A 26,142-nucleotide genomic window follows, 5' to 3' on the forward strand; every position below is an offset into this window, starting at 1 on the left:
CCTTTTACCGTAAAATAAACTGTGTCAAAGTTTAGAGCTTTGACACAGTTGAAATCAATAATTTGTCACGCTGAGCCTGTTGAAGCACCAACTTCTTACTTTTTACTTAAAAATCCTTGGCTCTTTAAATATGTATCACTTCGCCGTATGCTGCGGCTACAGCCTCCATCACCGCTTCGGAAATTGTAGGGTGCGGATGCACGGATTTCAGAATTTCGTGGCCCGTAGTTTCCAGCTTGCGCGCTACCACAGCTTCCGCAATCATATCCGTTACGCCGTCGCCCACCATATGGCAGCCCAGCCACTCACCGTACTTCGCATCGAAAATCACTTTGATGAAGCCATCCGTATTTCCGTTAGCAGTGGCTTTCCCAGAAGCTGAAAGCGGGAATTTCCCCACCTTTATTTCCAGGCCTTTTTCCTTCGCCTGCTTTTCCGTAAGGCCTACGGATGCCACTTCGGGATGACAGTAAGTGCAGCCAGGAATATTGCCGTAATCGATTTTTTCCGTATGAAGTCCCTTGATTTTTTCAACGCAGGTAATGCCTTCCGCAGACGCAACATGTGCCAGAGCCTGCGTCGGCAAAATATCGCCAATTGCATAGTAGCCCGGCACAGAAGTCTCGTACCACTCGTTCACCACCACCTTGCCTTTCTCGGTTTTGATGCCCACCTCTTCGAAGCCCTGCCCTTCCACATTGGAAGTGATGCCCACCGCGGAAAGCAAGATGTCCGCTTCCAGCGTGGTTTCGCCGTCCTTGGTTTTCACCTTCGCTTTTATGCCTTCGCCGGAAGTATCCACACTTTCCACAGAAGAACTCGTCATAATTTCAATGCCGGATTTCTTCAGGGATTTTTCCATATGCTTAGAAACCTCCTCATCTTCCACCGGAAGAATTGTAGGCATAAATTCCACAATCGTAACCTTCGTTCCCATAGAGTTGTAGAAATCCGCGAATTCCACACCTATCGCTCCGGAGCCTACCACGATCATCGACTTCGGAAGCTGCGGCAAATTCAGGGCCTGGCGGTAGCCGATGACTTTCTTGCCATCCTGCGGAAGATTCGGCAACTCTCTTGAACGGGCACCGGTTGCTATGATGATGTGGCTTGCAGAATACTCCTTCGTTTCGCCATTTTCCGCCGAAACAGAAACCTTTTTGCCTGGCTTCAGCTTCGCCGTTCCCATAATTACATCAATCTTGTTCTTCTTCATCAGGAAGGAAATTCCGCCGCTCATCTTCTGCGCTACGCCGCGGCTTCTCTGCACTACCTTGCCAAAATCAAAGCCAGGATTTTCCACTTTATTAAGGCCGTAATCTTCGGCGTGCTTCAAGTAATTGAAAACCTGTGCAGATTTCAGCAGGGCTTTGGTAGGGATGCATCCCCAGTTCAGGCAGATGCCGCCAAGGTTTTCCTTTTCGATGATTGCCGTTTTAAAACCAAGCTGCGCCGCACGAATTGCCGCAACATATCCACCGGGACCAGAACCGATGACGATGATATCGTAGTTCATTGTAAAAAACTTTCTGCGAATTTACGAAAAAAACAGTCTAAAAGTCATCCCTTCCTGGTAATGCACATTACAAATTTTAATATAAAATTAATATGATGATATATATCAGTTTAAGTAAATTTGTCTGCAAACCTCCACCATGAAATATACGCTTGTAAAAAGGAACAAAAGCACCATTGCGCCCGACCACAGGCAATTCGTAACCTGGATGAGGCGACACGATATGCAGCATTTTGAATCAAATGAGGCATTTATGGACACCTATGCGCACCGTAAGGCAACTTTTGAAGACATTAAATTGCGACATAGCAGCGAAGAAGAGTTTGTAGAGGATCTTATTGCCCACGGCCTTTTGAAAATCGAGGAAACCAGGAAGTTTGGGTTTTTTGGAAATTTTAGCTGAAAGAGTGAGGCTGAAATTTTCGCACAAGAGCACCGCAAGCGTAGGCAAGAAATTTTAAATTCGCCTTTTTCCTTGAAGCTTTCTGCTCAGTTTTTAAACACTCAAAAACTTCCCCGGATTGCTCTCGTGGAAAAGCGCGTAAACTTTCTCCACAACATCATCGGCAGATGGCTTGCTGAAATAATCGCCGTCGCTCGCATAGGCAGGCCTGTGATCTTTCGCCGCAATGGTAATCGGCTCGCTGTCCAAATATCGGAAGGCCTTCTGCTTCTCGAGAATTTGCTGCAAAATAAACGCAGACGCTCCGCCTTCCACATCTTCATCAATCACGGCAAGCCGGCTGGTTTTCTTCACGCTTTCCGCAATTTCACCAGCCAAATCAAAAGGTATAAGTGATTGAACATCAATAACTTCCGCAGAAATCCCAAGTTTCTCAAGTTCGTTCGCAGCCTCGGTTACAACCTTCCAAGTTGAGCCGTAAGTTACCAGCGTAATATCGCTGCCTGGCTTCGTAATTTCAATTTTTCCGACAGGCACCGTGAATTCTCCGATATTATCCGGCTGTTTCTCTTTCAGGCGGTAGCCGTTCAGGCACTCCACAATCACGCACGGATCGTCGCTCTGTAGCATTGTGTTATAAAATCCGGCGGCACGCGTTAAATCCCTGGGAACCAGCACCATAATGCCTTTCACCAGGTTAAGAATTCCTGCCATTGGAGAACCGGAATGCCATATGCCTTCCAGCCTGTGCCCTCTTGTGCGGATGATTACAGGCGCTTTCTGCCCGCCTTTTGTGCGGTACTGCACCGTTGCCAAATCGTCGCTCATTCCCTGCAGGCAATACAGGATGTAGTCCAGGTACTGAATTTCCGCAATCGGCCTCAGGCCACGCATTGCCATACCTATGCCCTGCCCAAGAATGGTGGCCTCGCGAATTCCTGTATCGCTGATTCTCAGCGCACCGTATTTCTCCTGAAGCCCTTCCAGGCCTTGGTTTACATCGCCTATGTTTCCAGTATCTTCACCGAAAACCAAAGCCTGCGGATATTTTTCAAAAATCTTGTCAAAATTGTTCCGAAGCACCACCCTTCCGTCAAGCTCCTCGGAATTTTCAGAATAAATCGGCTTAATTTCCGCAACATTCAGCGCGCTCCATTCCGATTGAGAATAAAGGTGAGAAGAATAATTTTCCTGCTCTGCCTCATTAATTTCACGATAAATTTGTTCTAAAGCCGCGCGGTTTTCAGTTTTATTATTTCGTGAAAAAATCAAGGCTTTTCTTACCAATGTGAAAATTTCCTTTTTCGCAACAGAAACCTTTTTATTAAATTCGGAAAGAATCTCCTCCATTCCTGAATTTTCCGCAATTACCTTTTCCACAGCAGGCAGTGCCTTTTCACGAATATCGGTAATGCTTTTCTGGTAAAGTTCCCATGCCTTTTTCTGTCCGTCCCTCGCACGCTTTTTCGCCTCAGCATCTATCTCTGCCAGCTCTTCTTCGGTGGCCAGTTTCAGCGTAACGCCTTCATTTTCCTGAGCATAATTAAGAATCCACTGCCGGAATTTCACAAGGCCGTCAAACTCCGCTTCCCAACCCAATCGCTCGGCATTTTTATACCTTTCGTGCGACCCGGAAGTTGAATGTCCCTGCGGCTGCGTAACCTCCACACAATGCACTACTACAGGCACGCTTTCTGCCCTTGCAAACTGCTCCGCTCTTGCGAAAGCGTCCATCAGCGCAGGATAATCCCAGGCCTTCACCTGTATGATTTCGCAGCCCTGCCTTTCGCCATCCTTCCTTTGGAAACCGCTCAGCATCTCAGAAATATCCGCCTTCGCTCTTTGGTTTTGAGTAGGCACAGAAATTCCATAACCATCATCCCAAATCGCCACAACCAGCGGAACTTGTAATGCGCAAGCCGCATTAAGCGTTTCCCAAAAGTGGCCTTCCGCGGTAGAAGCATCCCCAATTGTCACAAATGTGATTTCTTCACCTTTTCGTGAAAATTTTTGCGAATCTTCAAATTCAATTTCTTTAAAAACATTGGATGCGTAGGCCAATCCTAAAGCTCTCGGCATTTGGCCAGCAGTCGGCGAAATATCGGATGAAATATTCTTTTGTTCTGTTAAATTTTTCCAGCTGCCGTCCTCGTTCAGGCTTCGCGTTGCAAAGTGGCCATTCATCTGTCGTCCCGCTGAAGCAGGATCCCTTTCTACATCGGTATCAGCGTAAAGCTGCGCGAAGAAGGATTCCACAGTAAGCGCATCTATGGCCATCGCAAAAGTCTGGTCACGGTAATATCCTGCCCTCCAGTCTCCATCCCGGAAAACCTTTGCCATCGCCAATTGTGGTAATTCCTTACCGTCTCCAAAAATTCCGAATTTGGCTTTTCCTGTCAAAACTTCCCTTCTGCCGATCAATGACATTTCGCGAGAAATTCTGCCAAGTTTGTAATCATCGAGGATGTTTTTTCGGAAATCTTCAAAAGAAAGCGTCTGTGTTTCAATAAAGTTTGAGGACATTTGCAGTAGTTTCCAACAAATATAGCAAAATATTTCAAACCGAAATTTCAGTTTGCGGAATTAATAATTTATTGGAAAAAATTTAAGAATAATTCAAGCGGAAAATCAAAACTTGCGCTCTACAACATAGTCCAAAAGATTGTGAAGCGCAGTCTTCGCTTCGGAATCAGGAAATTCATTCAGAATGTCTTTCGCCTTTTGCAGATAATCGTTCATAACGCCCACAGCATAATCCAAACCACCCGTAAGTTTCACATATTCAATGAGTTCCTTCACGCGCTTAGAATTATTCTTGTGCCGCTTTATCGTGTCGAAATAGTATTTGCGCTGCTTTTCTGGCGATTTGGAAAGAACATAAATCAGCGGCAAAGTCATTTTCTGCTCCTTAATATCGATGCCCACAGGCTTCCCTATAACATTCGAGCTCAAATAATCGAAAAGGTCATCCTTAATCTGGAAAGCCATCCCAGTATAAGTCCCGAAATTCCGCATCTTCACGGCAAGCTCCTCATCACAGTCATTGGAAACCGCACCGATTTCACAGCACGCAGCAATCAGCGCTGCCGTTTTCTGCCGGATGATTTCGTAGTAAACATCTTCCGTGATGTCCAGCTTGCGTGCTTTCTCCAGCTGAAGCAGCTCGCCCTCGCTCATTTCCTTTATCGCCCGGGAAACCACTTTCAGCAAATCAACCTCATCATTTTCGGAAGGCAGCAAAATGGATTTTGCCAGAAGAAAATCGCCAACCAGCACTGCAATTTTATTCTTCCATAAAGCATTGATAGAGAAGAAGTTACGGCGTTTATAGCTTTCGTCCACCACATCATCATGCACAAGCGTTGCGGTATGAATCAGCTCAATCATCGATGCGCCGCGGTAAGTTTTTTCCGTAACTTCGCCCACCAGTTTTGCCGTGAGAAACACGAACATCGGCCTCATCTGCTTGCCCTTCGTGGTCACGATAAAGTGCGTCACCCTGTCCAGCAAAGCCACATTGCTGCGCATCGATTCGCGAAACTTTTTCTCGAAAAGTTTCATCTCCTCAGCTATCGGCCTTTTGATTTCTTCTATCGCGTTTGCCACCGTTTTCCGGAAATTCTGTCTAAAAATCTCACAAATATAGGCTATTCGGCGGAAATGCTGCCAGGAAATTTTTCGTGCGGAATGAAGTAAAACGACTGCGGAACCTTGAAAAGCCGCGCATTAAATTCCTCGCCCGAAATGTAGATGCCCTCATCGTTTACCGCGATGCCTTCAATCTGGCCAAGGATTGTGCTTTCGCCGAGGAAATATTTTTTAGGTAAGGTATTGAAAAACAGGCCTTTATCATCCTCATCAAAAATGGCCATAAAAACTTCCAGCTTTTTCGTGTAGCCTACGAAATAAAGTTTTTGCCGGAAATATGCAGCATCCGTCACCATAAAACCGATGCTGAATTCCTCAATTTTCTGTGCTGGCTGAAGTTCGGCTTCGTCATTCAGGATGTAGCGTTTCACACCTCTGGAAGCCCATTCCTTCGTGAACACATTTAGCTTGCCATCCTTGATGATTAGGGCCTCCGCATCGAAATCGTGCGCACCGAACCGCACCGCGAAATCCGTTTGCTCAGGGTAGAAAAAGTTAATGCTTTTAATCGACGAAGAATCCACCGGCAAGGAAATCTTGTGGATCTGCAAATCCTTTCTGTTCCCTGCATTATTACCAAAATCTGCCACAAAAATACTGGTAGAATCCGTAGAAATTGCTTCCCAGTCATAGTTTCGCAGCGGTAGTTTTATGCGAGATTTCACGGCGCCATTCCGCTTATCCATCACGAAAATTTCGGATGAATTCCCACTGTCATTGATGGTGATGAGTTCGCCCTTGTAAAAGGCCAGCCCAGAAGTTTCGCGCAGTTCCGCAGGAAGCGTAGCCACCCGGAATTTCTTCAGGTCAAAATTTTCAATCTTCTGAGAATACGCTGAAAACGAGATAGTTAGGTATAAAAAAAGAAGTAGTTTTTTCATTTTGCAAATTTAATTAAACCGCCGTTTTATTTGCCAGTTGTCCGCAGGCAGCATCGATGTCTCCACCCCTGCTTTTGCGCACCATCACGGTAATTCCCGCTTTCTGTAGTTCCCTTAAATACCGCTCTTCCACCTCAGGATTTCTATGGTCAAATTTCCCTTCACCAATCGGATTGTACTGGATGAGATTCACTTTCGAAGGCACCCTCTTACAGTATTTTATCAGCGCCTTGATGTGCGCATCATCATCGTTGATTCCGCCCCAAACACAGTATTCAAAGGTAATTACAGAGCCAGTTTTCCGGTACCAGTACTGCAACGATTCCATTATTTCCGTCAATGGAAATTTCTCCGAAAACGGCATAATTTCGTTACGAGTTTCTTCGATGGCAGAGTGCAGCGAAAGCGCGAGTTTTACCTTCAGATCTTCGTCTGCTAGCATTTTTATCATTTTGGGAATCCCTGAAGTTGAGACCGTGATTCTTCGTGGCGACATACCCAAACCTTCCGGCTCGGTGATTTTCCGGATGGCATCCACCACATTTTTGTAATTCATCATCGGCTCGCCCATTCCCATAAACACAATGTTGCTGAGCGGCCTTCCGAAATTTTCCCTGCTCTGCTTGTCAATCAATGCCACCTGATCTACGATTTCCGCAACTTCAAGATTACGCATCCTTTTGAGCTTGGCGGTTGCACAGAATTCGCAATTCAGAGAGCATCCCACCTGAGAAGAAACACAGGCCGTGGTACGGGTTTCTGTGGGAATCAGAACGGATTCCACCGTTAATCCGTCGTGCAGTTTCACGCCGTTTTTTATGGTTCCGTCCACCGAATGTTGCACTACATCTTCCGAAGCTGGCTTTATGGTGAAATGTGCCGAAAGTTTCTCTCGCAAATCTTTCGAAAGATTCGTCATCTCATCGATGGAATGCAGGTTCTTGCTCCAAAGCCAGTCGTAAACCTGCTTCGCACGAAACGGCTTCTCACCGATTTGCACAAAAAAATCGGTAAGATTCTGAAGTGAAAGTTTGCGAAGATCCTCCATTTAAAAAGTGAAAAGGTGAAAACTGAGCCGTTCTACAAGCAGAGAGTTACTAAATTCTGATTCTTCACTTTTGGCTCTAAAATCTTTGTTCTCACAGAATCAGCATCGCATCGCCATAAGAGTAAAATTTATACTTTTCCTTGATGGCTTCTTCGTAGGCGTGCATCACGAAATCCTTTCCGGCAAAGGCTGCTATCATCATTATCAGCGTAGATTTCGGTGTGTGGAAGTTCGTAATCATCGATGTTGCCACGCCAAAATCGTGTGGCGGAAAAATAAACTTATTCGTCCAGCCCTGGTACGGCCCAATTTTCCGGTTGGAAGAAACGGATGTTTCCAGCGCACGCATCGTGGTAGTGCCCACCGCACAAATCCTCCTGTTTTCATCCACCGCATTATTGATAATTTTCGCCTGCTCTTCGGTGATAATCACCTCCTCAGATTCCATTTTATGCTTGCTCAAATCCTCCACTTCAATCGGGTTGAAAGTTCCCAAACCTACATGCAGCGTGATTTCCGCAAAATTGATGCCCTTGATTTCCATCCGCTTCATCAGGTGTTTCGAGAAGTGAAGTCCGGCGGTTGGCGCTGCCACAGCACCTTCATTTTTGGCATAAATCGTCTGGTAGCGTTCCGCATCTTCTGGCTCCACAGGCCGCTTGATGTACTTTGGCAGAGGCGTTTCGCCCAGGTCTTTCAGTTTTTGGCGGAATTCTTCGTAGCTGCCGTCATAAAGGAAGCGCAGCGTTCTTCCACGAGAAGTGGTGTTGTCAATCACCTCAGCAACCAGCGATTCATCCTCCGTGAAAAACAGCTTATTTCCAATGCGGATTTTCCGCGCAGGATCTACCAGCACATCCCAAACCCTGGTTTCTGCATCCAGCTCTCTCAGCAGGAAAACCTCGATTTTCGCGCCTGTTTTTTCCTTGTGGCCGTACAGCCTTGCCGGGAAAACCTTGGTATTATTGAAAATGAACAAATCGCCCTCATCGAAATAATCGATGACATCCTTAAACAGCTTATGTTCAATAGTTTGCGTTTTCCTGTCCAGCACCATCAGCCTTGCTTCGTCGCGGTGCTCAGACGGATGCTCTGCCAAAAGTTCGTCTGGCAGATTGAAATTAAAATCAGAAGTTTTCATCTTTAAATTACGGTTTAAAAATTCAGCCTGCAAAGATACGACAATGAAAAGCGGAAGTCAAGCGGTTGACAATTTGGGACAACCTTAAATGAATCCTCAAGCGAAATCTAAAATTCCCTTCCAGCGCTCCAGCTTGGTTTGGTAGGGGATTGATGCGTTGGCAGGGCTTGTGGAAGGCATTGCAAAAATTGGAAGCCTGAAATCTTTACCGAGTAATTTTAAGGTGTTGGCAAAAGATTTTTGACCATTACAATAAATCGCCCGGATTTGCGGATGATTTTCCAAAAGCTCACGGATTTTGTTCGCTTCCTCATTCCTAATGTCAGCATCCAGGCTGCCTTTCCTCGTGCAGCTTTCGATGGTGTCCCACACTGCGATTTTGTTTTTTGCCAAAAATTCCTTCCGCAATTCATAATCCGTGGTAAATTCTTCACCGAAAATCTCGAAAAGAATTTTCCAGAATTTATTTTGCGGATGAGCGTAGTATTGCTGCATTTCCAGCGATTTTACGCCAGGCATCGAGCCCAGAATCAAAATTTTTGAATCCGGAAAAACAATAGGTGGGAACGAGCAAACCCGATTTTCGCTCATTAATTTTCGGGTTTAAAAATCACGGAAAACTTCATCGGCAGAAATTTCCAACCCTTCGAATTTCCGCGATTTCGCCGTCATTCCCAAAGTCACAGGTTGCAGCCCGATGAATTTTCCTTCCTCCAAAGTGTAAACCAGGATGGCCTTTTCCGCCGGCTGTACAAGCCAGTACTCCTGCACGCCGCTTTCTTCGTACAGATTGAATTTTATGCCCATTTCCTTAGCGGAATTTCCCGGCGAAAGAATTTCCACAATCAGTTCCGGCGCACCGTTGCAGCCTTTGTCGTCCAGCTTGGTTTTATCGCAAATCACGCACAAATCCGGCTGAACCACCGTGAAAACATCGCCCGATTTGCTCGGCAATCTCACATCGAAAGGCGCTGTGAAAACCGCACATCCCGAATCATAAAACTGGCGAAGCAATTTAAAATTAATGATTTGCGAAATGCTCTGATGCTTCATCGAAGGCGCGGGGCTCATCTTGAAAATCTGTCCTTTCAAAAGTTCCACCCTTTCCTGAAATTTCCAAAGAAGATAATCGGCATAGGTGTAGGTTTTATCCAGATCCAGCTGATTCAGGCTCGTGATTTCCATCGCACTTTTTTCCAAAGTTAAACAATTGATTTTTAAAGCGTTTCCTTCAGCCAATCGAAAAATTCGCGCTGCCAAACTATCGCATTGTGCGGCTTCAGCACCCAGTGATTTTCATCAGGATAATATAGAAATTTCGCTTTCAATCCGCGGAGTTTCGCCGCCTGAAACGCTGCCTGCCCTTGCTCGTAAGGCACGCGGTAATCCTTCTGCCCCTGAATAATCATCATCGGTCTGTTCCATTTTTCCACGAAATTGGATGGGTTATATTCCGTGAAGGATTTTGGCAGCGGCTTATCGAAAATCGTGCCCACATCCCAATCTGCAAACCACAGTTCTTCCGTGGTCAGCGTCCACATTTTCATATCGAAAAGCCCGTTGTGCGAAATGAAAGTCTTGAACCTTCCCTCATGAATTCCGGCCAACATCAGCACGCTGTATCCTCCGTAGCTTGCGCCCACAGCTCCGATTCTTTCACCGTCGATAAATGGCAGAGTCTTCGCAAAATCCGTTGCCGCAAGGTAATCTCTCATCGGTTGCCCGCCCCAATCTTTGGAAATCGCCTCGTTCCATTCCGTGCCCCAACCTGGCATTCCACGGCGGTTTGGCGCGATGATGACATAGCCTTGCGCTGCCATCAAAGCGAAATTCCAGCGCATTGAAAAGTACTGCGTTAATGCAGATTGCGGACCGCCCTGGCAATACAGTAATGCGGGATATTTTTTATTCGGGTCAAAATTCGGTGGGTAGATGAACCAAACCCCCATTTCCTTTCCGTCGCTCGTTTTCACCATTTTCATTTCTGATTTCGATGGCGAAATTTGGCTGTAATTTTCGCGGTTCACATCGGAAATCTGCATCATCTTTCCACTTTTCACATCCGCTGAAAAAAGTTCATTATTATGGTTAAAGTCCGTTCTGCCAACAATCAGCGAAGTTTTCGTTTGCGCGTGAATGCTGTTGATGTCAAAATTTCCGCCGGCTATTTTCCTTACTTTTGGCTGATTAATCTCCACACCGAAAAGCTGCTTGGAACCGCGAAAAGCCGCCGTGAAAAACAGACCTTTGCTGTCCGCGTTCCAGGCAAAATCTCCGGTAATGCTCTCATTCCAATTCTGTGTTAAATTCCGGTACTTCCCTGATTTCCAATCCATTAGCATCAGATTATTCTTATCAGATTCAAAACCGTCTCTCGGCATTGAAAGCCAGGACAAATATTTTCCATCCGGCGAAAATTTCGGCTTCACATCGTAGCCCTTGTTGAATGCCGATAAATTTCGTAATGCCTTGGTTTTCAGGTCGTAAGCAAAAATATCCGTGTTGGTGGATTTGGCGTAATCTATTCCGCTCAATGGTTTCAGCACGAAAATTAGCTGCGAAGAATCCGGGCTGAAAATAAAATCTTCACTTCCTCCGAAGGGTCTTTGCGGCGAATCCCATTTTTTTCCTGCAAGAATATCCGTCGCATTTTCAACGCTTTGCGAAGTTTCCGCGATAAAAATATGGTTGAATCTCCCTTCGCTGAACGCATCCCAATGCCTGTGATTCAGGTCGGTGTAAATTTGCGCCGTGGAATTCGGAACATCTTCATATTTGTCTTTCGCAAGAATTTTTTCCAGCAAAACCTCTCTGCTGAAAGCCACCTTTTTAGCATCCGGCGAAATCACGATATTCCCCGCATCATCACCTATTTTATAAAATACCGTCCAGCTTTTTCCGGTATCTTTGCTCAGGAAAAGCACGCCGTTTTCCTTGGCATAAATTCCGTTGGCATCCCACTGTATCACGGATTTTTTTCCCAAATCCAATTTTTCAGCCCTATTATTTTTCAGGTTCAGCAAAAATTTTTCGCTGCTGCTTTTCTCAGTTTGCAAATCGGTTTTTGCCACGGAATAAATCAGCGCAGAATTATCCGGTGCCACAGCCTGCACGCTCATCCTGTTCAGCGACCAAAGTTTTTCCGGTGTCATCACATTTTGCCCATTAAAAACCGATATTATGAAAATCGCAATAAAACTCAGAAAAAATTTAATTTTCATCGGTACGATTTTTTATTGGGATAAATTATTTTGTTGATTAAAGAAGTAACGAACGACAGCAGAATACTGAACAGCAATGCCCACCAGAAGCCATCTATAAACACACCGTTCAGAATATTAGCCGTAAAAAGCGTAACCGCTGCTGTGATTACCAATGAGAAAAGCCCGAAGGTTAAAATCGTTAAAGGCAGGCCTAAAATTTTCAACAAAGGCGTAATCGTAACATTGAAAAGCCCCAGCACCAAAGCGAAAATACAGGCCTTCCCAAAATTATCAAATTGAATGCCCGGCAAAATCTGCTCAAGCAAAACGGCAGAAACCGCCGTAATTAACAAATTCACAATTAATTTCATAATATTTTAAATTTTCGTTAACACTCAGCTACATTTACAGCGATGGCCAGCCCACCTTCCGAAGTCTCTTTAAACCGTTCATTCATACTTTGCGCGGTATCCCACATCGATTGTATCACTTCATCCAGGCTCACTCTCGCTTTCGCAGGGTCGCTGTCTATCGCAATGTTGGCGGCGGTTATCGCCTTCATCGCACCCATGGAATTCCGTTCGATGCAAGGGATTTGCACCAGCCCACCAATTGGATCACAGGTCAAGCCCAAATGATGTTCCATCGCAATTTCCGCTGCCATCAAAACTTGCGCCGGCGTTCCGCCCATTATTTCCGTAAGGCCTGCCGCAGCCATCGATGCAGAAACGCCCACTTCAGCCTGGCAGCCCCCCATCGCTGCGGAAATTGTGGCGTTCTTCTTGAACAAAGTTCCGATTTCTCCGGCTACCAGCAAAAATCTCACCACATCTTCTTCGGAATTGAACGGCGTGAAAACATGCGCATAAGCCAAAACTGCCGGAATTACGCCGCTTGCCCCATTCGTTGGCGCTGTGATGATTCTGCCAAAACTCGCATTTTCTTCGTTCACAGCCAGGGCAAAGCAGGACACCCACTTGTTTATCGTGTTGAAACTGCCGTCATTCTCCTTCAAAAGTTCAAACCATTCATCAGCGTTGCCATACTTTTTTCCGCCCAAAAGCCTGCGGTTGATTTCTGGTGCACGCCGCGCCACATTCAAACCGCCAGGCAAAATTCCTTCGCGGTTCACACCTTTATATATGCATTCCCGAATTTGCTGCCAGATGTAAAGCGCCTGTTCATCGGTCTCCGCTTTTGTCCGCCAGCTTTCTTCGTTCAGGTAAACCAAATCCGAAACGCGTTTCAGCCCGAGCCTTTCGGCGAAAAACAAAATATCACCGCCACGATGACAAGGATAAAGAGTTCTCGTGCAGTGCTTCTCAATCGTCGTATGCTCCTGCGTTGCCACAAAGCCACCGCCAATCGAGTAATAATCCTGGGAAATTTCCGAGCCATCTTTCAGCAATGCCCTGAAAATCATTCCGTTAGGATGATACGGCAAAGTTTTTTCCTTGTTTAAAATCAGATGATGACCGTAAACAAACGGCAGAATTTTCTCACCGTTTAAATTCAGTTTTTGTGAATTTTTGATTTCGGAGATGATTTCATCAATCCTTCCGGTATCTATCGTGCGAAAATCATAGCCGCAAAGTCCCAGCATACCGGCAATATCGGTGCCGTGGCCAATTCCCGTTTTTGCCAATGAGCCGAAAAATTCCACGAAAACTTCCTGAACATTTTCAATGGAATTTTCGCGTTGAATTTTTTGGATGAAAAGTTCGGCGGCGTTCCAAGGGCCCATCGTATGCGAACTCGAAGGGCCGATGCCCACCTTGATAATCTCAAAAACACTAATGGATTGCATCAGACAAAAATATTAAAATTTCCGCCTTTTCATAATTTATTGAATGCCAGTGGTTTATACAAAAATATCCGCCAGGATTTTAGACACAGGTTTGGGTTTCATCACTGGAAACAGATGCGTGCCGCCCTTTATCACGAAATCCGGCGAAGAATTTTTAATGGGAAACACGATGTCTTTATCGCCCATTATCTGTATGGTTTCAGGGTTTTCCGTGCCGTTCCATTCCACGATTTTTTCCACTGACCATTTCAGATAATAAGGCTCCCTCACCGTAAAATATTCCAGAAGCTTGGGATTTGTAGGATCGAAATACCGGCGCACAACCGCATAGGCCGCCGCACTTTTCTGGTTGTAAAAGCGTGCCGGCAAATACTTTGGAATCATCGTAATTCTGCCGAGTTCCATAAATCTGGAACGCTCTTTCCCGGCTTTAATGCTAGCCAGAATCACCACTTTTTCCGCGGCTTTCCGCTTGTGAATTTCCTGAACGATGATGCCGCCGAAAGAATAGCCCAGCAGGTAAAACGGCTCTGAATCATCCACCCTGGCTGCCATCCTTTCCACATAATGTGGGAAGGATTCGCGCTCTTCTGGCATCAGCCAATCGAGAAAAACCGGCTCTATATTTTCGTTGAACTGCAGCTTTTCCAGCGCCTTGAAATCAGCGCCAAGTCCGCTCACGATATAAACTTTCATCGGAATTATTCGTAATATGCGCCATAAAGTGCGGCACCTTCTGCAATAGCATCGTCGTTGAAAACGAAGTATAGCGGTATGTCTTTCAGCAACTTATCCATTTTATCAGAAATTCTGAAGGATTTGTAAAACTGCTCTGCGTTGATGAAACGCCTCAGCTCTTTCGCCAAATCTCCGGTGATTACAAGTCCGCCGGTTGATTTTAGTTTTAACGCCAGATAATTCGCTTCCCTTGCCAAAAATTCCGCAAACCATTCCAAGGTTGTGCGCACCAGCCTTGAAGGCTCATCATTTCCTGCTGCTGCCAAATTTTTGATGAAATCGCCCTGCGTAATTGTGCCGGATAATTCAGGCTTTTCTTCGTGCCTGCCCACATCACGAAGGAAGCGGTAGATGTTGTAAATTCCGGATTTCGTGAGCACATTTTCCCAACTTACGATGCCGTAAATTTTGTTGAGAAACTGGTAAAATTCCACTTCAAACGGATTTCTCGGCGAAAACTCCGTGTGCCCACCCTCCGTTGCAAACGGGCGAAGCGTAGCGCCGTCCCAGAACAAACCGGCTTCACCTAAACCGTTTCCAGGCGATAAAAGCGCAACATTGCCCGGCATTATTTCTTCCGGCGCGTGAATTGTGATGACTTCAGAATTTGAAAGATCGCCAAGGCTGTAGGCCGTGGCTTCCATATCGTTCACCAGGCATACTTTTTCAGCCTTCAGTTCCTGTCTTATTTCCTGCAAATCCAGCGGCCACGGAAGGTTCGCCGTTTCCACCTTGCCCAGAATTACCGGGCCTGGTACCGCGATGGATACCCGGTCAAAAGGCAAATCGCAGGTTGAAAGATAAGCCTTCGCCATTTCTGTAAAGGACGAAAACTCGTCGGTTTTCAGCTCATTCCTGCACTCAAGTTTCAGGTTGCAGTTTTCCACCTGATAAATTGCAAATGTGGAACGCGTTTTTCTGAGATCCACCGCAAGCACCTTTGCTGCATCCTTCGCATCGGAATTTTTACCGGGAAAATAGAGCGGGAACTGAACTGCCATAGCTGAAAATTTTGTTCAAAATTAAGACAAATTGCGGTTTGCTCAAAATCAAAAGTTGCACCAAAATTAATTTAGAAACAGAAAAAAATCCCTGAGAATTTCCCAGGGATTTTGTTTTATGCTTCGCCGCTTTCGTTTTGCTGCTCGCTGTTTTCAGTGTTGCCGCTGTCTTTTTTTGGCCTCTCATTTTTCGGTTTCTCAGGTCTTGGTGGCCTTGGCAGGAGCACTTTCCGGGAAAGGCGCATTTTCTTGCGGTCATCATAGCCCAGGAATTTCACTTCCACCTCGTCGCCTTCAGCGTACGGCACTTTTTCCGTGCGCTTCCAGTCGATTTCAGAAATGTGTAGAAGTCCTTCCGTACCTTTCGCCAACGCGATGAACGCACCGAAATCCATCACCTTCACCACCTTGCCTTTGTAAACTTCGCCAACAACCGGCACGAAGGTAATTTCATTGATAGCCTCAATCGCTGCACGGATTTTCTCACGGTCAACGCCCGCAATTTCAATGCGCCCTATTTCACCGATTTCTTCAATCGCAATTTCCGTATCGGTATCCTTCTGCAGCTGCTGAATGATTTTTCCGCCAGGGCCTATCACAGCGCCGATGAAGTCTTTCGGAATTTCCAGCACTTCCATCTTCGGTGCGTGTGGTTTCACATCTTCCCTCGATTCAGAAATCGTCTTCATCATTTCACTCAGTATATGCAATCTGCCTTCCCTGGCCTGTTCCAGCGCTGTTTCCATTATATCCATCGTTAGTCCCTGGATTTTAATGTCCATTTGGCAAGCCGTAATTCCATCCGCAGTTCCCGTCACTTTGAAATCCATATCGCCAAGATGATCCTCATCACCCAGAATATCGGAAAGCACGGTGAACTTCCCGGATTTTGGATCGGTAATCAACCCCATCGCAATTCCGGAAACCGGTTTCTTAATCTGAACGCCGGCATCCATCAGTGCCAAAGTTCCGGCGCAAACCGTAGCCATTGAAGATGAGCCGTTGGATTCCAGAATGTCCGAAACCACACGGATTGTGTAAGGATTTTCCTCCGGAATCATATTGCTCAGCGCCCTTTGAGCCAGGTTGCCGTGCCCTACTTCCCTTCTGGATGTTCCTCTCAAAGGCCTTGCTTCGCCGGTTGAAAACGGCGGGAAGTTGTAGTGCAGGAAGAATTTCTCGTCAAATTCCGCAGCTACGGAATCCACAAGGTTGGCATCTTTCATCGAACCTAAGGTAACGGCTGTAAGGGACTGAGTTTCACCGCGTGAGAAAATGGACGAGCCGTGTGCACCAGGCAGATAATCCACCTCGCACCAAATAGGGCGGATGGTTTTCGGATCCCTGCCATCCAGCCTTACGCCTTCGTTCAGGATCATTTGTCGCATCGCCTCTTTTTCCACATCGTGGTAATATGTTTTGGCTAATGCCTCGTACTCCAGCAGTTCCTCTTCGGAATATTGCGCAAGGAAATCCGCCAGAACGGCTCCGAATTTCTCGTGGCGCTCTTCTTTTGCGGAAGGCGTTTTGGCAACCTCGTAAACCTTATCGTAAAGCTCTTTCGTAATGCGCTCACGAAGCTCTTCGTTGTGCGTTTCGTGCTCGTAAGTCCTCTTCACCGCAGCAGCCGGAATTCTTGCCGCCAGCCTTTCCTGCGCCTCGATTTGCACTTTGATTTCCTCGTGCGCAAATTTTATCGCCTCGAGCATTTCCTGTTCGGTGATTTCCTTCATTTCGCCTTCCACCATCACGATGGAATCCTTCGTAGCGCCCACCATAATATCAAGGTCGGCTTTTTTCAGGTTTTCAAGGCTTGGGTTCACGGAAAGCTGCCCATCAATACGAACGACGCGAACTTCGGACATAGGCCCGTTGAACGGGATATCGGTAATCGCTATCGCTGCGGAAGCTGCCAAACCTGCCAATGCTTCCGGCAGGGTCTCTTTATCGTAAGAAATCAGGGAAATCATCACCTGAACTTCTGCGTGGAAATCGCTTGGGAACAGCGGCCTCAGAACCCTGTCCACCAGTCTCATCGTCAGGATTTCTTCATCGGAAGGCCTCGCCTCTCTTCTGAAAAAGTTGCCGGGAATTTTTCCGCCGGCGTAGAATTTTTCGCGGTAATCCACCGTCAAAGGCAGGAAATCTACACCTGGGTTGGCATCTTTATTCGCCACCACGGTTGCCAGCAGCATAGTGCCGCCGCATTTTACAACTACGGAGCCGTTGGCCTGTTTAGCCAGCCTGCCCGTTTCTATGGACACTTCTCGCCCATCTTTCAGCTGAAATTTTTCAATAATTGCTTCGGGAGCATTCATAAAATTGTTTGAATTTTGCGCGCCGTATTGCACGCGTTACCTATTTAAACTTTTTAAATTTTCACCGGCAAAGGTAATGAAAAAATGGCGTTTGGAGATTGGGCATCCAAACAAAACCGCCATTGAAGAAACGGCTGTTCAGAAAAAAGTAATTAGATTTTATGATTTCTACCGGTCATTATAATGACCAAGTGCCTGAAGCACGGTAACTACCACTTCTTCATCAAAAATCTGATAAACTAATCTATCCTTCTTATTGATGCGCCTGCTCCAGGTTGGGATTTCGTAGTGCTTTAGCTGCTCCGGATTTCCCGTGCCTTCTCTCGGGTTTTCTTCCAGTTCTACGAAAATTTTCTGAACTTTGGAAACATCTGCCTTCCTGCCGGATTTGTAAAGCTTTTTCAAATCCTGCGCAGCGCCTTTACTCAGGTTAATCCTAAACTTTCCCATAAATTTTCGGGATCCACAGGGATTAATTCTCCTTCGGCTCTTTCCTTTTCGGCTTCTGCGATGCGGCGTTCAAGTTTTGTGGGAATTTTCGGATTTTCGGTTCTGATTTTTTTTCCGCCGATGGCACGAATTACCTTTTTCACCTGCACCAGATCTGCATCGTCCAGAATTTCAAATGAAATCTTTACGGTTTCCATAGCCACGAATTTATAAAATTTAAAACAAAAAAGCAACCCGATTTCCGAGTTGCCTTTGTGCTTACTTTCTTAAGCCCAATTCTGCGATGATGGCCCTGTATCGCTCGATATCCTTTTTCTTCAGATAATCCAGAAGCCTTTTTCTCTTACCTACCAATGCCACCAGCGAGCGCTCCGTCACGAAATCCTTTTGGTTCGATTTCAGGTGCTGAGATAGATGATTGATTCTGTAGGTGAACAGCGCAATCTGTCCTTCTGCGCTGCCGGTATCCTTTTCAGATTTTCCGTGTTTTGCGAAAATTTCCGCCTTTTTTTCAGGTGCTAAGTACATGCCAATATTATTTTAATGATTATTATGTAACAGGCCGCGAAATTAAAAATTATTTTTGAATTACAAAAGCTTTTGGTTTATTTTTTTATTTCCCATTACCTTTACCCCAAATCTCTACTCAATTGGTTAAATATTTGCTGTGCAAGATTATAAATGAAAATAAAGCTATCCCCTGTCATACCGCTTTTCCTTGCCGTACTTTCCTTTCAGCTCGCGGCGGGCCAAAGACACGCACTGCCGGAGGGAAAGGGTTTCAGCCGCATTCTCTACTTCAGCCCGGAGATAGAGCCGGATATTGATGAATTGAAGGCACCCACCTACGAAGCTTTTTTCTCCGCCGTTTCTGACCATGCGGAGCAGTTTAAAAAGAGGTCAATGCTGCGCGTGGAGGATCCCTTGAACTATGACGATGTGGATGACGAACTTGTGAAAATTTTCTGTGAAAATAACGATGCGGATTTTGCCATAGTCCCAAAAATTCAATACTTTAAGGTGGGGATAGGGCAGTATGTCTTCTCAAACCAGGCCGTAGTAAGCATGAAACTTTTTGACAAAGAGGGGAATTTAATTTCCGAAAGCAGCTACGATACGCTCCGGCGCAAGTACCGGGTGCTTGGCAGCACTGAAAACTCCGTGAAGATAGGTACAAGTGGCGCGATGAACGACATAAAGAAAGAAATTCGAAGAGCTACAAGGAAGAATCTTAAAAGTTAATAAAATATACCTGTGAGGATTGCATTTTTTCGTTTATTTTTGCAGCCGAATTCTGTAAAATTCTTTGGAAGAAAATCAGTCCATACTAAGCCCTGCTGATATTGCTGAGCACCTCTCGGAGCTGGATGTAGAGCGCCGTGTAATGGAATTTTTGAAAGTTCCCAAAGAATTTAAAGCCGAAGTATTTTCTCATCTCGATCCTGATTTTCAGGAAGATACGATACGGAGCATTACTAGCAGCGAGGTCTCAGAGATCCTCAACGCCATGCCCCCGGACGACCGTACGGCGCTGTTCGAAGATTTCCCGGACGAGCTTATTAAATATTCTATCAACCACCTCAACCCGCAGGAAAGGCGCGTAGCACTGGAGCTTTTGGGATACCCGGAGGAATCCATCGCCAGGATGATGACGCCTTATTATGTGCAGATCCGCAAGGAATGGACTGTGGAGCGGTGCTTTGCTCAGATAAAAAAAATCGGGGGCAAGGTGGAAACCCTGAACTACCTGTATGTGGTGGATCAGAACAATATCCTGATAGACGACCTGGATATCCGTAACCTACTGCTTGCCGACCGGGAGCAGCTAGTGTCCGAGATTACGGACAATAATTTCGTAGCCATCCACACGAAAACAAGCCGTGAGGATGCCGTTCAGTATTTCGAAAAATATGACAGGAATGCCCTGCCCATCGTCACAGAAGCCGGAGTGCTGGTAGGGATTGTGACCATTGACGACATCCTTGACCAGATAGAACAGCAAAACACCGAAGACATCCAGAAATTCGGAGGTCTGGATGCCCTCGATCTACCATACACGCAAACCTCCCTCGCCGAGATGGTGCGCAAGCGTGGTACCTGGCTGGTGATACTCTTTATTTCAGAAATGCTCACCGCATCTGCGATGGGCTATTTTGATAAGGAAATCGAAAAAGCCGTGGTACTGGCACTCTTCGTACCGCTGATAATCTCCAGCGGGGGCAACTCGGGATCCCAGGCTGCCACGCTTATCATCCGCGCTATGGCCCTGCAGGAAATCACGCTGAAAGACTGGTGGTATGTAATGCGCAAGGAAATTGTTTCCGGTATCTTGCTCGGCCTGATTCTCGGAATCATCGGGTATATACGGATTTTAGTCTGGCAGAAAACAGGCCTGTACGACTATGGAGAATACTGGAGCTCTGTGGGGCTTACGGTATCCTTCTCTCTCGTGGCTATCGTACTTTGGGGTACCCTTAGCGGCTCGATGATTCCGTTTATCCTGAAAAAACTGAACCTGGACCCCGCTACTTCCTCGGCACCATTCGTAGCGACATTGGTGGATGTTACCGGGCTTATTATTTACTTCACCGTAGCCGGGCTTTTCCTCGCGGGGAAACTACTTTAGGCTTAAATTTTACTAATAAACTAAAGCTGAGCACCCAGCTCTTCACAGAGCCACTCCAGCAATTCCCGATCCCCATCATTAAATGCGTTGGCCGTATGGGAATCGATATCAATCTGCCCGATATTTTCTCCATTTTTGAAAATCGGCACTACGATCTCGGATTTCGTATCTGCGGAGCAGCTAAGGTAATTCTCCTGTGCTTGCACATCGGGAACTAAAAAGGTTTCTCCCGAAACCGCCACCTGCCCGCAGATGCCGCGCCCGTAAGGTATTATTCTATGGTCGGTAGGCTCGCCGACATACGGCCCCAGGATGAGCTCATCCTTATCTCCGTTTTTGAAATAAAAACCCGTCCAGTTGAAATGCGGCAGCTCAGAATCCAGCACTTGGCAGATCTGCAGTAATCTCTCTTCTACTGCGCCGCCCGAAGTTAAAACCTCCGTTAATTTTTCCTTTAAAATATCCATTTTTGCTTACTCCTTAAAGATTTCTTTTATACCCAAACATTCCGCGGGTCTTTATCAGTTCTGCCACTCCATCGGGCACGCCGGCCTCCCAGCCCTTTTCGCCGTTTGAGATTTTTTGTAGTATTTCTCTTGAAAAAATATTGGCAAGGCTCGCATTAAAATCATCGATATCTACAATTCTCCTGTTTTTCTTAAAATATTTGTAAAGCTCCTTCAAATTATCATCCACCTTTAAATTACTGGAATTTAGGAAGATGCCGCTTTCCTTGTCGTAGAAAGGATAAAGGTAAACCCTCATATCCTTGCGGAAAAACTTCCCGAACGCCTCCAGAATACCGCCCGAAAGATGCTGGTAGTACTGCTCCTCGAATACCAGGAGAAGATTGTTCACCCCCATGCCTATGCCGATGTACCCGTTGGTATAGCCCGAAAAATAATCTACGAGGCGGTAATATTCTGAAAAGTTGGAAATCATCACGGTGTAGCCCAGCTGCCCGAGAATATCAACCCTGTCGAGAAAGTCGCGCTCATCGATCACCCCCTCCGCGCTCAGGTTGGAAGTGGTAATCTCAAACACTACGCGCACATCTTCCGGGTCTGCTTCCGCATCCTTTCGGAACATCTGCATCCCGGTTTCAAACATATCTATCACCAGGCGGGTAACCGGGCGGAAGCTACCGCGCACGGCATAGACATTTTTTTTGTAAAGGAAATCCGACGGGAGGATGTTTGCCCCCTCGTGGTCGAAAATTACCGCGTCCGTCATCCCCAGCTTTACCAGCTGCAGGCTCATAAGTCGGTTGTCCACATAGCGGAAAGCCGGCCCGCGGAAGTCGATCATATCAATCTCAATTTTATCCACCGATATATCGTCATACAGGCTACGGAGCAGCACGCGCGGGTCATCAGAATGATAGAAAGCCCCATAAATCAGGTTTACGCCCAGGTTGCCGAGGGTTTCCTGCTGAAGGGTGGCATCATTTTCTTTAAAGCGGATGTGCAGCGTGATTTCGCTCGGCTCCTCCCCGGGGTTATCCTGGAAAATAATGCCCACCCAGCCGTGTCCCTTAAAGGTTTTGGCGTAGTTTATCGTGGTTACGGTATTCGCATAGGAGAAAAATTTCCGGCGCGGGTTATCAGAATTGTCCAGCCGCTCTTCTATCAGGCTCATCTCATATTTCAGCATCTTATCAAGCCGGCTGCGTGTCACATACCTGTTTTTCTCCTCTTTCCCGTAGATGGCGTCGCTGTAATCCTTATCATAGGCGGACATTGCCTTGGCAATAGTCCCCGATGCGCCGCCTGCACGGAAGAAGTGGCGCACCGTCTCCTGCCCCGCCCCTATCTCCGCAAGGGTGCCGTAAATATCTGGGTTGAGGTTGATAGCCAGCGCCTTTTGGCGGGCGGTGAGGTACTGCCGGATTTCTGCCATGGAAATTTTTGCCCAAAGATAAAATTTTGGGCTGAGGCAATGAAATGATTGCGAAGCAAAGGGAGAAAATTCTGCAAGAATTCAATAGGATAGAGTAAATTTGCACCGCACGAAATTTGGAAATGACGCTAAAATTCCTTGGCACCGGCACATCTCAGGGGGTTCCGCCTATCGGCTGCACGCATCCAGTATGCCTGTCCCGCGACCCGCGCGACCGGCGGCTGCGCACCTCCGCCATCATCACCACGGATTCGGGGAAAAAAATCCTGATAGATTGCGGGCCCGACTTCCGCCAGCAGATGCTCGCCAACAGGGAATCCAGAGTGGACGCAGTGCTCATCACCCACGAACATAACGACCATGTAATCGGGCTGGACGACCTCCGGCCGCTCATTTTCCAGAACGGTGCCGGGATGCCGTTGTACTGCCGGGAGCGTGTAGGCAATGAAATACGCGCGCGCTTCCCATATGCCTTCGCCCAAGAAAAATACCCGGGAGCCCCTACCTTTGACCTCCACGCGGTGGATGGAGAGTTTGAGGTTTGCGGTGAGAAAATCCTTCCCGTCACCATACGGCATAGGGCTATCGATATTTACGGGTACAGGCTGAAGGACCTTGCTTACATCACCGATGCAAGTTTTATTTCGGAAGAAGAAAAGCGCAAGCTCCGGAATCTTGAAATTTTGATAGTCAACTGCCTTCGCAAAACCGAGCCGCACCCCGCTCATTTCATTTTGCCGGATGTCCTGAAACTTGTGGAAGAGCTTCGGCCGAGGCAAACTTTCCTAACGCACATCAGCCACCACCTAGGTTTTCATTCGGAGCTCATCAAAATTCTGCCGGCGGGTATTCTCCCCGCGTATGATGGCCAGGAAATAAAATTTTAGCCGAACCGTCATTCTTTTGGGTAAAATGATTATATTTGCAGTCTTCAAAAAAGCCCAGGTGGCGGAATTGGTAGACGCGCTGGTCTCAAACACCAGTTCTTCGGAGTACCGGTTCGATCCCGGTCCTGGGTACTAAAAACGCTGTTAATCTTTTGATTATCAGCGTTTTATATTTTTAAGGGTGGCCAAAAGGGTGGCTAAATTTACCTCTGTTTTATTTATTCTTTGTTTTTCTAAAAGTGAATTTTGTAATTCTACATCAAAACCTTGTTTGGAAAAAATGTTGATTGAATCCCACGAAGAATTCTTAAGGAATGTTTTACTCAATGACGGAAGAGTTACAATCTCAGATGATATAAATACCTTAATTATTGAATTTGATGGCTTTGAGGAGTATGAAGTTTTGTTAAACGGGGTGCCAATAAAATGTTTTGACGATTTTTTCGGAGCCTGGCACTGTTTTCAGGAGCTTGCAAAGAAACTAAAGATGCCATTTGACAATCTAACAACGGAGATAGAAAACTGCGCGGAAGTGCACGAAGCATTCTATATTTTGGGCTACGATATTTTTTTTCAATCTCAATTGAAATTTCACATTAACATTGGGAGCCACCATCATTTTGGCGGTGTTCTAATGAAGTGATACTTATCGGGTAAATAGCGTAGTTAAATTTTTTACCAATTTTGGCGCATCTGCTGCGATAAATAGGTTTTTTCTCTCAGTTAGCCAGGCCCATTTTTTTAGTTTTTTGTTTAAGGGGATTTTTTGGAGCTCCTGCAAGGTGTGTATTTATTCGGAAGGATTTCGCTGCGCTACATCCTTGTAAAATACGCCTCGCCTTTTTCTTTGCAGAAAAAAGGTGGAAAATTTCGGAACTCAATTTTCATTTTTTAAGATATAGTTTATTTTAGAAACGACTTACGAATAGTGCTCAATGTATATGGCTGTCAGGGAAAATTTCCAGAAATATTTACGTAAATTTGAACAGGACTTATGCCGTAGAGGGAAAACTATAAACATTTAAATTATATAAATTTCGACCGTGATAACCTTTATTTCTTATTAATTCTAATGAATACGGGAGAATGCTAAAATATATAGGCACAAGCGATGCAAGATTTTAGAGAGTTTTATGATGTATATGTCGGTAAAGTTTACCATTTCGTAAGTCGGTATATTTCTGATGGTCAGGATATCGAGGATGTAGTGCAAGAGGTTTTCGTGCACATATGGAAATACCAAAGCTTCAAATCTCGGGGAGAACTTTTGGATCAAATTGTATTCAAAACCGCCAAACAGGAAATTGCCAATTTCTACCGCAAGAACAAGATAAGTGCTGTGCCTAAGGGGATTTTTGAAGAGATTGCCGAAGAATCTGATGTTTTCGATGAGGAATTGCAGAGGGAACAATTCAACAAGGTTACTCATCTTATTGATAAATTGCCCTTAAAAACCCGCGAGATTTTCTTAAAAAACAAGCTCGAGAGGCGAAGTTATGCATCCATAGCAAAAGAATACAATATTTCCAAAAGTGCCGTGGAGAAACACATCAATAGAGCGCTGAAGTTTATCCGTGAAAATTTCGCATCTATCGTTATCGCAATACAGACAGTTTTTTCTAGGTGATTTACTATAATTCACAAGCAATATTAACAAATCATTAACAATTAAATTTTGGGGTGGACGATTCTAACGATCCGCCGTAATTAAAAATAGAATGCAATGTCAAATAAACAAACGGAAGCTGAAAAGGTTTGGAAAGAAGCTGGAGAAAATCATCATTTAGATGAGATTACTGTGGCAAGAGTTTGGGGAAGAATTTTCCAACGGATTCAGAGTTTCCGCCGGAGAAGGAAATATGCTGGCATTGCAGCTGCTGCCGCGCTACTTTTCGGTTTGGGATTTTTTTTAAGAAATTCTTTTGCCGATCAGTTTAAAGAGCAGATGGTCTTTGAAAGTGGAGAAAAGCAGCTGAGCCTAAATTTGAAGGATGGCTCTACAGTCCTGTTGCTGCCGCACAGCAAGCTGGTACTTCACAAGCAATTCAGCCGAAAAACTCGGGCAGCAGAGTTCTTCGGAAGTGGAGATTTCAAAATCACGGAAGATGCAGCACATCCGTTTGTGATAGCTGCTAAAGGTTTTGAGGTAAAAGTTTTGGGTACGCAGTTTTTACTTATAAGCGATGGCAATCGTGAAGAGGTAAATCTGAAGAAAGGTTTGGTTGAAATTTTATCAGAAAACAAAACCTGGAAACTGCAGCCGAAAGAAATATGGGAAAGGACGAATGGAGAGGTGAAACAGTTTTTCTCAAAGGACTATGAAGTATCGTTCGATTATGAAGATGAGACTTTTGGAAAAGTCATAGCGGATCTGGAGAGAATATATGGGATGAAAATTAACTATCCGAAAAATTTGAAAAACCAGATGGTTTCGGGGAAAATAGCAGGAAATCTGGAAGAGATTTTAGAGGTTATATCTTATCCTTACAACCTGCAAGTGCGTTTAAATGAAAAAAACAGAACGATTGAAATGAAATAAAAAATCCGGCAATGGGGGTTGCCGGAAATGAAAACTT

Annotated in this window: 26 protein-coding genes and 1 tRNA gene; 8 read left to right on the forward strand and 19 right to left on the reverse strand. The window is 45.6% G+C overall.

Features of this window, described 5'->3' with window-relative positions:
* Positions 1–124: 124 nt before the first annotated feature.
* Complete coding sequence (gene lpdA, locus IMZ16_RS02495) at positions 125–1,516, reverse strand: dihydrolipoyl dehydrogenase (RefSeq protein WP_193440353.1); 1,392 nt, start codon at positions 1,514–1,516, stop codon at positions 125–127.
* A gap of 139 nt (positions 1,517–1,655) precedes the next feature.
* Between lpdA and IMZ16_RS02500 the strand changes: the two genes are divergently transcribed.
* Entirely contained in the window at positions 1,656–1,919 is a 264-nt protein-coding gene (locus tag IMZ16_RS02500; protein ID WP_193440354.1) for a hypothetical protein, read from the forward strand.
* A 93-nt stretch (positions 1,920–2,012) separates the two neighbouring features.
* Here IMZ16_RS02500 and IMZ16_RS02505 read toward each other — a convergent pair whose 3' ends face one another.
* From IMZ16_RS02505 to rpsO, 16 genes are all read right to left on the reverse strand, one after another.
* Positions 2,013–4,442 carry an alpha-ketoacid dehydrogenase subunit alpha/beta gene (locus IMZ16_RS02505; protein WP_193440355.1) on the reverse strand — a complete coding sequence of 810 codons (2,430 nt, stop codon included), beginning with the start codon at positions 4,440–4,442 and terminating at the stop codon, positions 2,013–2,015.
* A gap of 105 nt (positions 4,443–4,547) precedes the next feature.
* A complete protein-coding gene (locus tag IMZ16_RS02510) occupies positions 4,548–5,525 on the reverse strand; it encodes a polyprenyl synthetase family protein (RefSeq protein WP_193440356.1) in 978 nt (325 codons plus the stop codon).
* 41 nt (positions 5,526–5,566) lie between these two features.
* On the reverse strand, positions 5,567–6,448 hold the full coding sequence (locus tag IMZ16_RS02515) for a hypothetical protein (RefSeq protein ID WP_193440357.1): 882 nt from the start codon (positions 6,446–6,448) through the stop codon (positions 5,567–5,569).
* Positions 6,449–6,461: 13 nt separating this feature from the next.
* Positions 6,462–7,496 carry a 23S rRNA (adenine(2503)-C(2))-methyltransferase RlmN gene (gene rlmN, locus IMZ16_RS02520; protein ID WP_193440358.1) on the reverse strand — a complete coding sequence of 345 codons (1,035 nt, stop codon included), beginning with the start codon at positions 7,494–7,496 and terminating at the stop codon, positions 6,462–6,464.
* A gap of 91 nt (positions 7,497–7,587) precedes the next feature.
* A complete protein-coding gene (gene queA, locus IMZ16_RS02525) occupies positions 7,588–8,637 on the reverse strand; it encodes a tRNA preQ1(34) S-adenosylmethionine ribosyltransferase-isomerase QueA (protein WP_193440359.1) in 1,050 nt (349 codons plus the stop codon).
* A gap of 96 nt (positions 8,638–8,733) precedes the next feature.
* Positions 8,734–9,228 (reverse strand): DNA-deoxyinosine glycosylase, encoded by a 495-nt coding sequence (locus tag IMZ16_RS02530; protein WP_193440360.1) that lies wholly within the window; start codon positions 9,226–9,228, stop codon positions 8,734–8,736.
* A 12-nt stretch (positions 9,229–9,240) separates the two neighbouring features.
* A complete protein-coding gene (locus IMZ16_RS02535; RefSeq protein ID WP_193440361.1) occupies positions 9,241–9,822 on the reverse strand; it encodes a Uma2 family endonuclease in 582 nt (193 codons plus the stop codon).
* A gap of 32 nt (positions 9,823–9,854) precedes the next feature.
* Positions 9,855–11,858 (reverse strand): S9 family peptidase, encoded by a 2,004-nt coding sequence (locus IMZ16_RS02540; RefSeq protein WP_193440362.1) that lies wholly within the window; start codon positions 11,856–11,858, stop codon positions 9,855–9,857.
* Entirely contained in the window at positions 11,855–12,211 is a 357-nt protein-coding gene (locus IMZ16_RS02545; protein ID WP_073179331.1) for a phage holin family protein, read from the reverse strand. Before IMZ16_RS02545 ends, IMZ16_RS02540 begins: the two co-directional genes overlap by 4 nt.
* 17 nt (positions 12,212–12,228) lie before the next feature.
* The gene (locus tag IMZ16_RS02550; RefSeq protein ID WP_193440363.1) at positions 12,229–13,647 is read right to left on the reverse strand and encodes an L-serine ammonia-lyase; all 1,419 of its coding nucleotides are present in this window, start codon (positions 13,645–13,647) and stop codon (positions 12,229–12,231) included.
* 54 nt (positions 13,648–13,701) lie between these two features.
* Positions 13,702–14,343, reverse strand: coding sequence for an alpha/beta hydrolase (locus tag IMZ16_RS02555; RefSeq protein ID WP_193440364.1), 642 nt, complete (start codon positions 14,341–14,343; stop codon positions 13,702–13,704).
* Between the two features lie 5 nt (positions 14,344–14,348).
* Entirely contained in the window at positions 14,349–15,386 is a 1,038-nt protein-coding gene (locus IMZ16_RS02560) for a glucokinase (protein WP_193440365.1), read from the reverse strand.
* A 116-nt stretch (positions 15,387–15,502) separates the two neighbouring features.
* Positions 15,503–17,704, reverse strand: coding sequence for a polyribonucleotide nucleotidyltransferase (locus tag IMZ16_RS02565; RefSeq protein WP_193440366.1), 2,202 nt, complete (start codon positions 17,702–17,704; stop codon positions 15,503–15,505).
* Between the two features lie 168 nt (positions 17,705–17,872).
* Positions 17,873–18,154 carry a Txe/YoeB family addiction module toxin gene (locus IMZ16_RS02570; RefSeq protein WP_073179325.1) on the reverse strand — a complete coding sequence of 94 codons (282 nt, stop codon included), beginning with the start codon at positions 18,152–18,154 and terminating at the stop codon, positions 17,873–17,875.
* Entirely contained in the window at positions 18,130–18,351 is a 222-nt protein-coding gene (locus tag IMZ16_RS02575; protein ID WP_073179323.1) for a hypothetical protein, read from the reverse strand. Before IMZ16_RS02575 ends, IMZ16_RS02570 begins: the two co-directional genes overlap by 25 nt.
* A gap of 61 nt (positions 18,352–18,412) precedes the next feature.
* Positions 18,413–18,682 carry a 30S ribosomal protein S15 gene (gene rpsO, locus IMZ16_RS02580; protein ID WP_073179321.1) on the reverse strand — a complete coding sequence of 90 codons (270 nt, stop codon included), beginning with the start codon at positions 18,680–18,682 and terminating at the stop codon, positions 18,413–18,415.
* Between the two features lie 153 nt (positions 18,683–18,835).
* Between rpsO and IMZ16_RS02585 the strand changes: the two genes are divergently transcribed.
* Positions 18,836–19,396 carry a pyruvate decarboxylase gene (locus IMZ16_RS02585; RefSeq protein ID WP_193440367.1) on the forward strand — a complete coding sequence of 187 codons (561 nt, stop codon included), beginning with the start codon at positions 18,836–18,838 and terminating at the stop codon, positions 19,394–19,396.
* Positions 19,397–19,460: 64 nt separating this feature from the next.
* On the forward strand, positions 19,461–20,780 hold the full coding sequence (gene mgtE, locus IMZ16_RS02590) for a magnesium transporter (protein ID WP_073179317.1): 1,320 nt from the start codon (positions 19,461–19,463) through the stop codon (positions 20,778–20,780).
* A 20-nt stretch (positions 20,781–20,800) separates the two neighbouring features.
* On the opposite strand, the gene IMZ16_RS02595 is transcribed toward mgtE, so the two are convergent.
* Positions 20,801–21,247, reverse strand: a complete 447-nt coding sequence (locus IMZ16_RS02595; RefSeq protein WP_193440368.1) for a GAF domain-containing protein — start codon at positions 21,245–21,247, stop codon at positions 20,801–20,803.
* A 13-nt stretch (positions 21,248–21,260) separates the two neighbouring features.
* Positions 21,261–22,679: a TonB-dependent receptor gene (locus IMZ16_RS02600; RefSeq protein WP_193440369.1), complete on the reverse strand. Its 1,419-nt coding sequence runs from the start codon at positions 22,677–22,679 to the stop codon at positions 21,261–21,263.
* 122 nt (positions 22,680–22,801) lie between these two features.
* Here IMZ16_RS02600 and IMZ16_RS02605 point away from each other — a divergent pair, with 122 nt between their 5' ends.
* The 5 genes from IMZ16_RS02605 (at position 22,802) to IMZ16_RS02625 (ending at position 26,105) form a co-directional block, all read left to right on the forward strand.
* A complete protein-coding gene (locus tag IMZ16_RS02605) occupies positions 22,802–23,566 on the forward strand; it encodes an MBL fold metallo-hydrolase (RefSeq protein WP_193440370.1) in 765 nt (254 codons plus the stop codon).
* Positions 23,567–23,618: 52 nt separating this feature from the next.
* Positions 23,619–23,698: transfer RNA gene (locus tag IMZ16_RS02610), tRNA-Leu, on the forward strand.
* Between the two features lie 61 nt (positions 23,699–23,759).
* On the forward strand, positions 23,760–24,209 hold the full coding sequence (locus tag IMZ16_RS02615) for a hypothetical protein (protein WP_193440371.1): 450 nt from the start codon (positions 23,760–23,762) through the stop codon (positions 24,207–24,209).
* A gap of 468 nt (positions 24,210–24,677) precedes the next feature.
* The gene (locus tag IMZ16_RS02620; protein WP_193440372.1) at positions 24,678–25,193 is read left to right on the forward strand and encodes an RNA polymerase sigma factor; all 516 of its coding nucleotides are present in this window, start codon (positions 24,678–24,680) and stop codon (positions 25,191–25,193) included.
* Between the two features lie 96 nt (positions 25,194–25,289).
* Positions 25,290–26,105 carry a FecR family protein gene (locus tag IMZ16_RS02625; protein ID WP_073179307.1) on the forward strand — a complete coding sequence of 272 codons (816 nt, stop codon included), beginning with the start codon at positions 25,290–25,292 and terminating at the stop codon, positions 26,103–26,105.
* The last annotated feature ends 37 nt before the right edge of the window (positions 26,106–26,142 follow it).

The organism is Cruoricaptor ignavus, from assembly GCF_014961145.1.
GTDB classification, from domain to species: Bacteria; Bacteroidota; Bacteroidia; order Flavobacteriales; family Weeksellaceae; genus Cruoricaptor; species Cruoricaptor ignavus.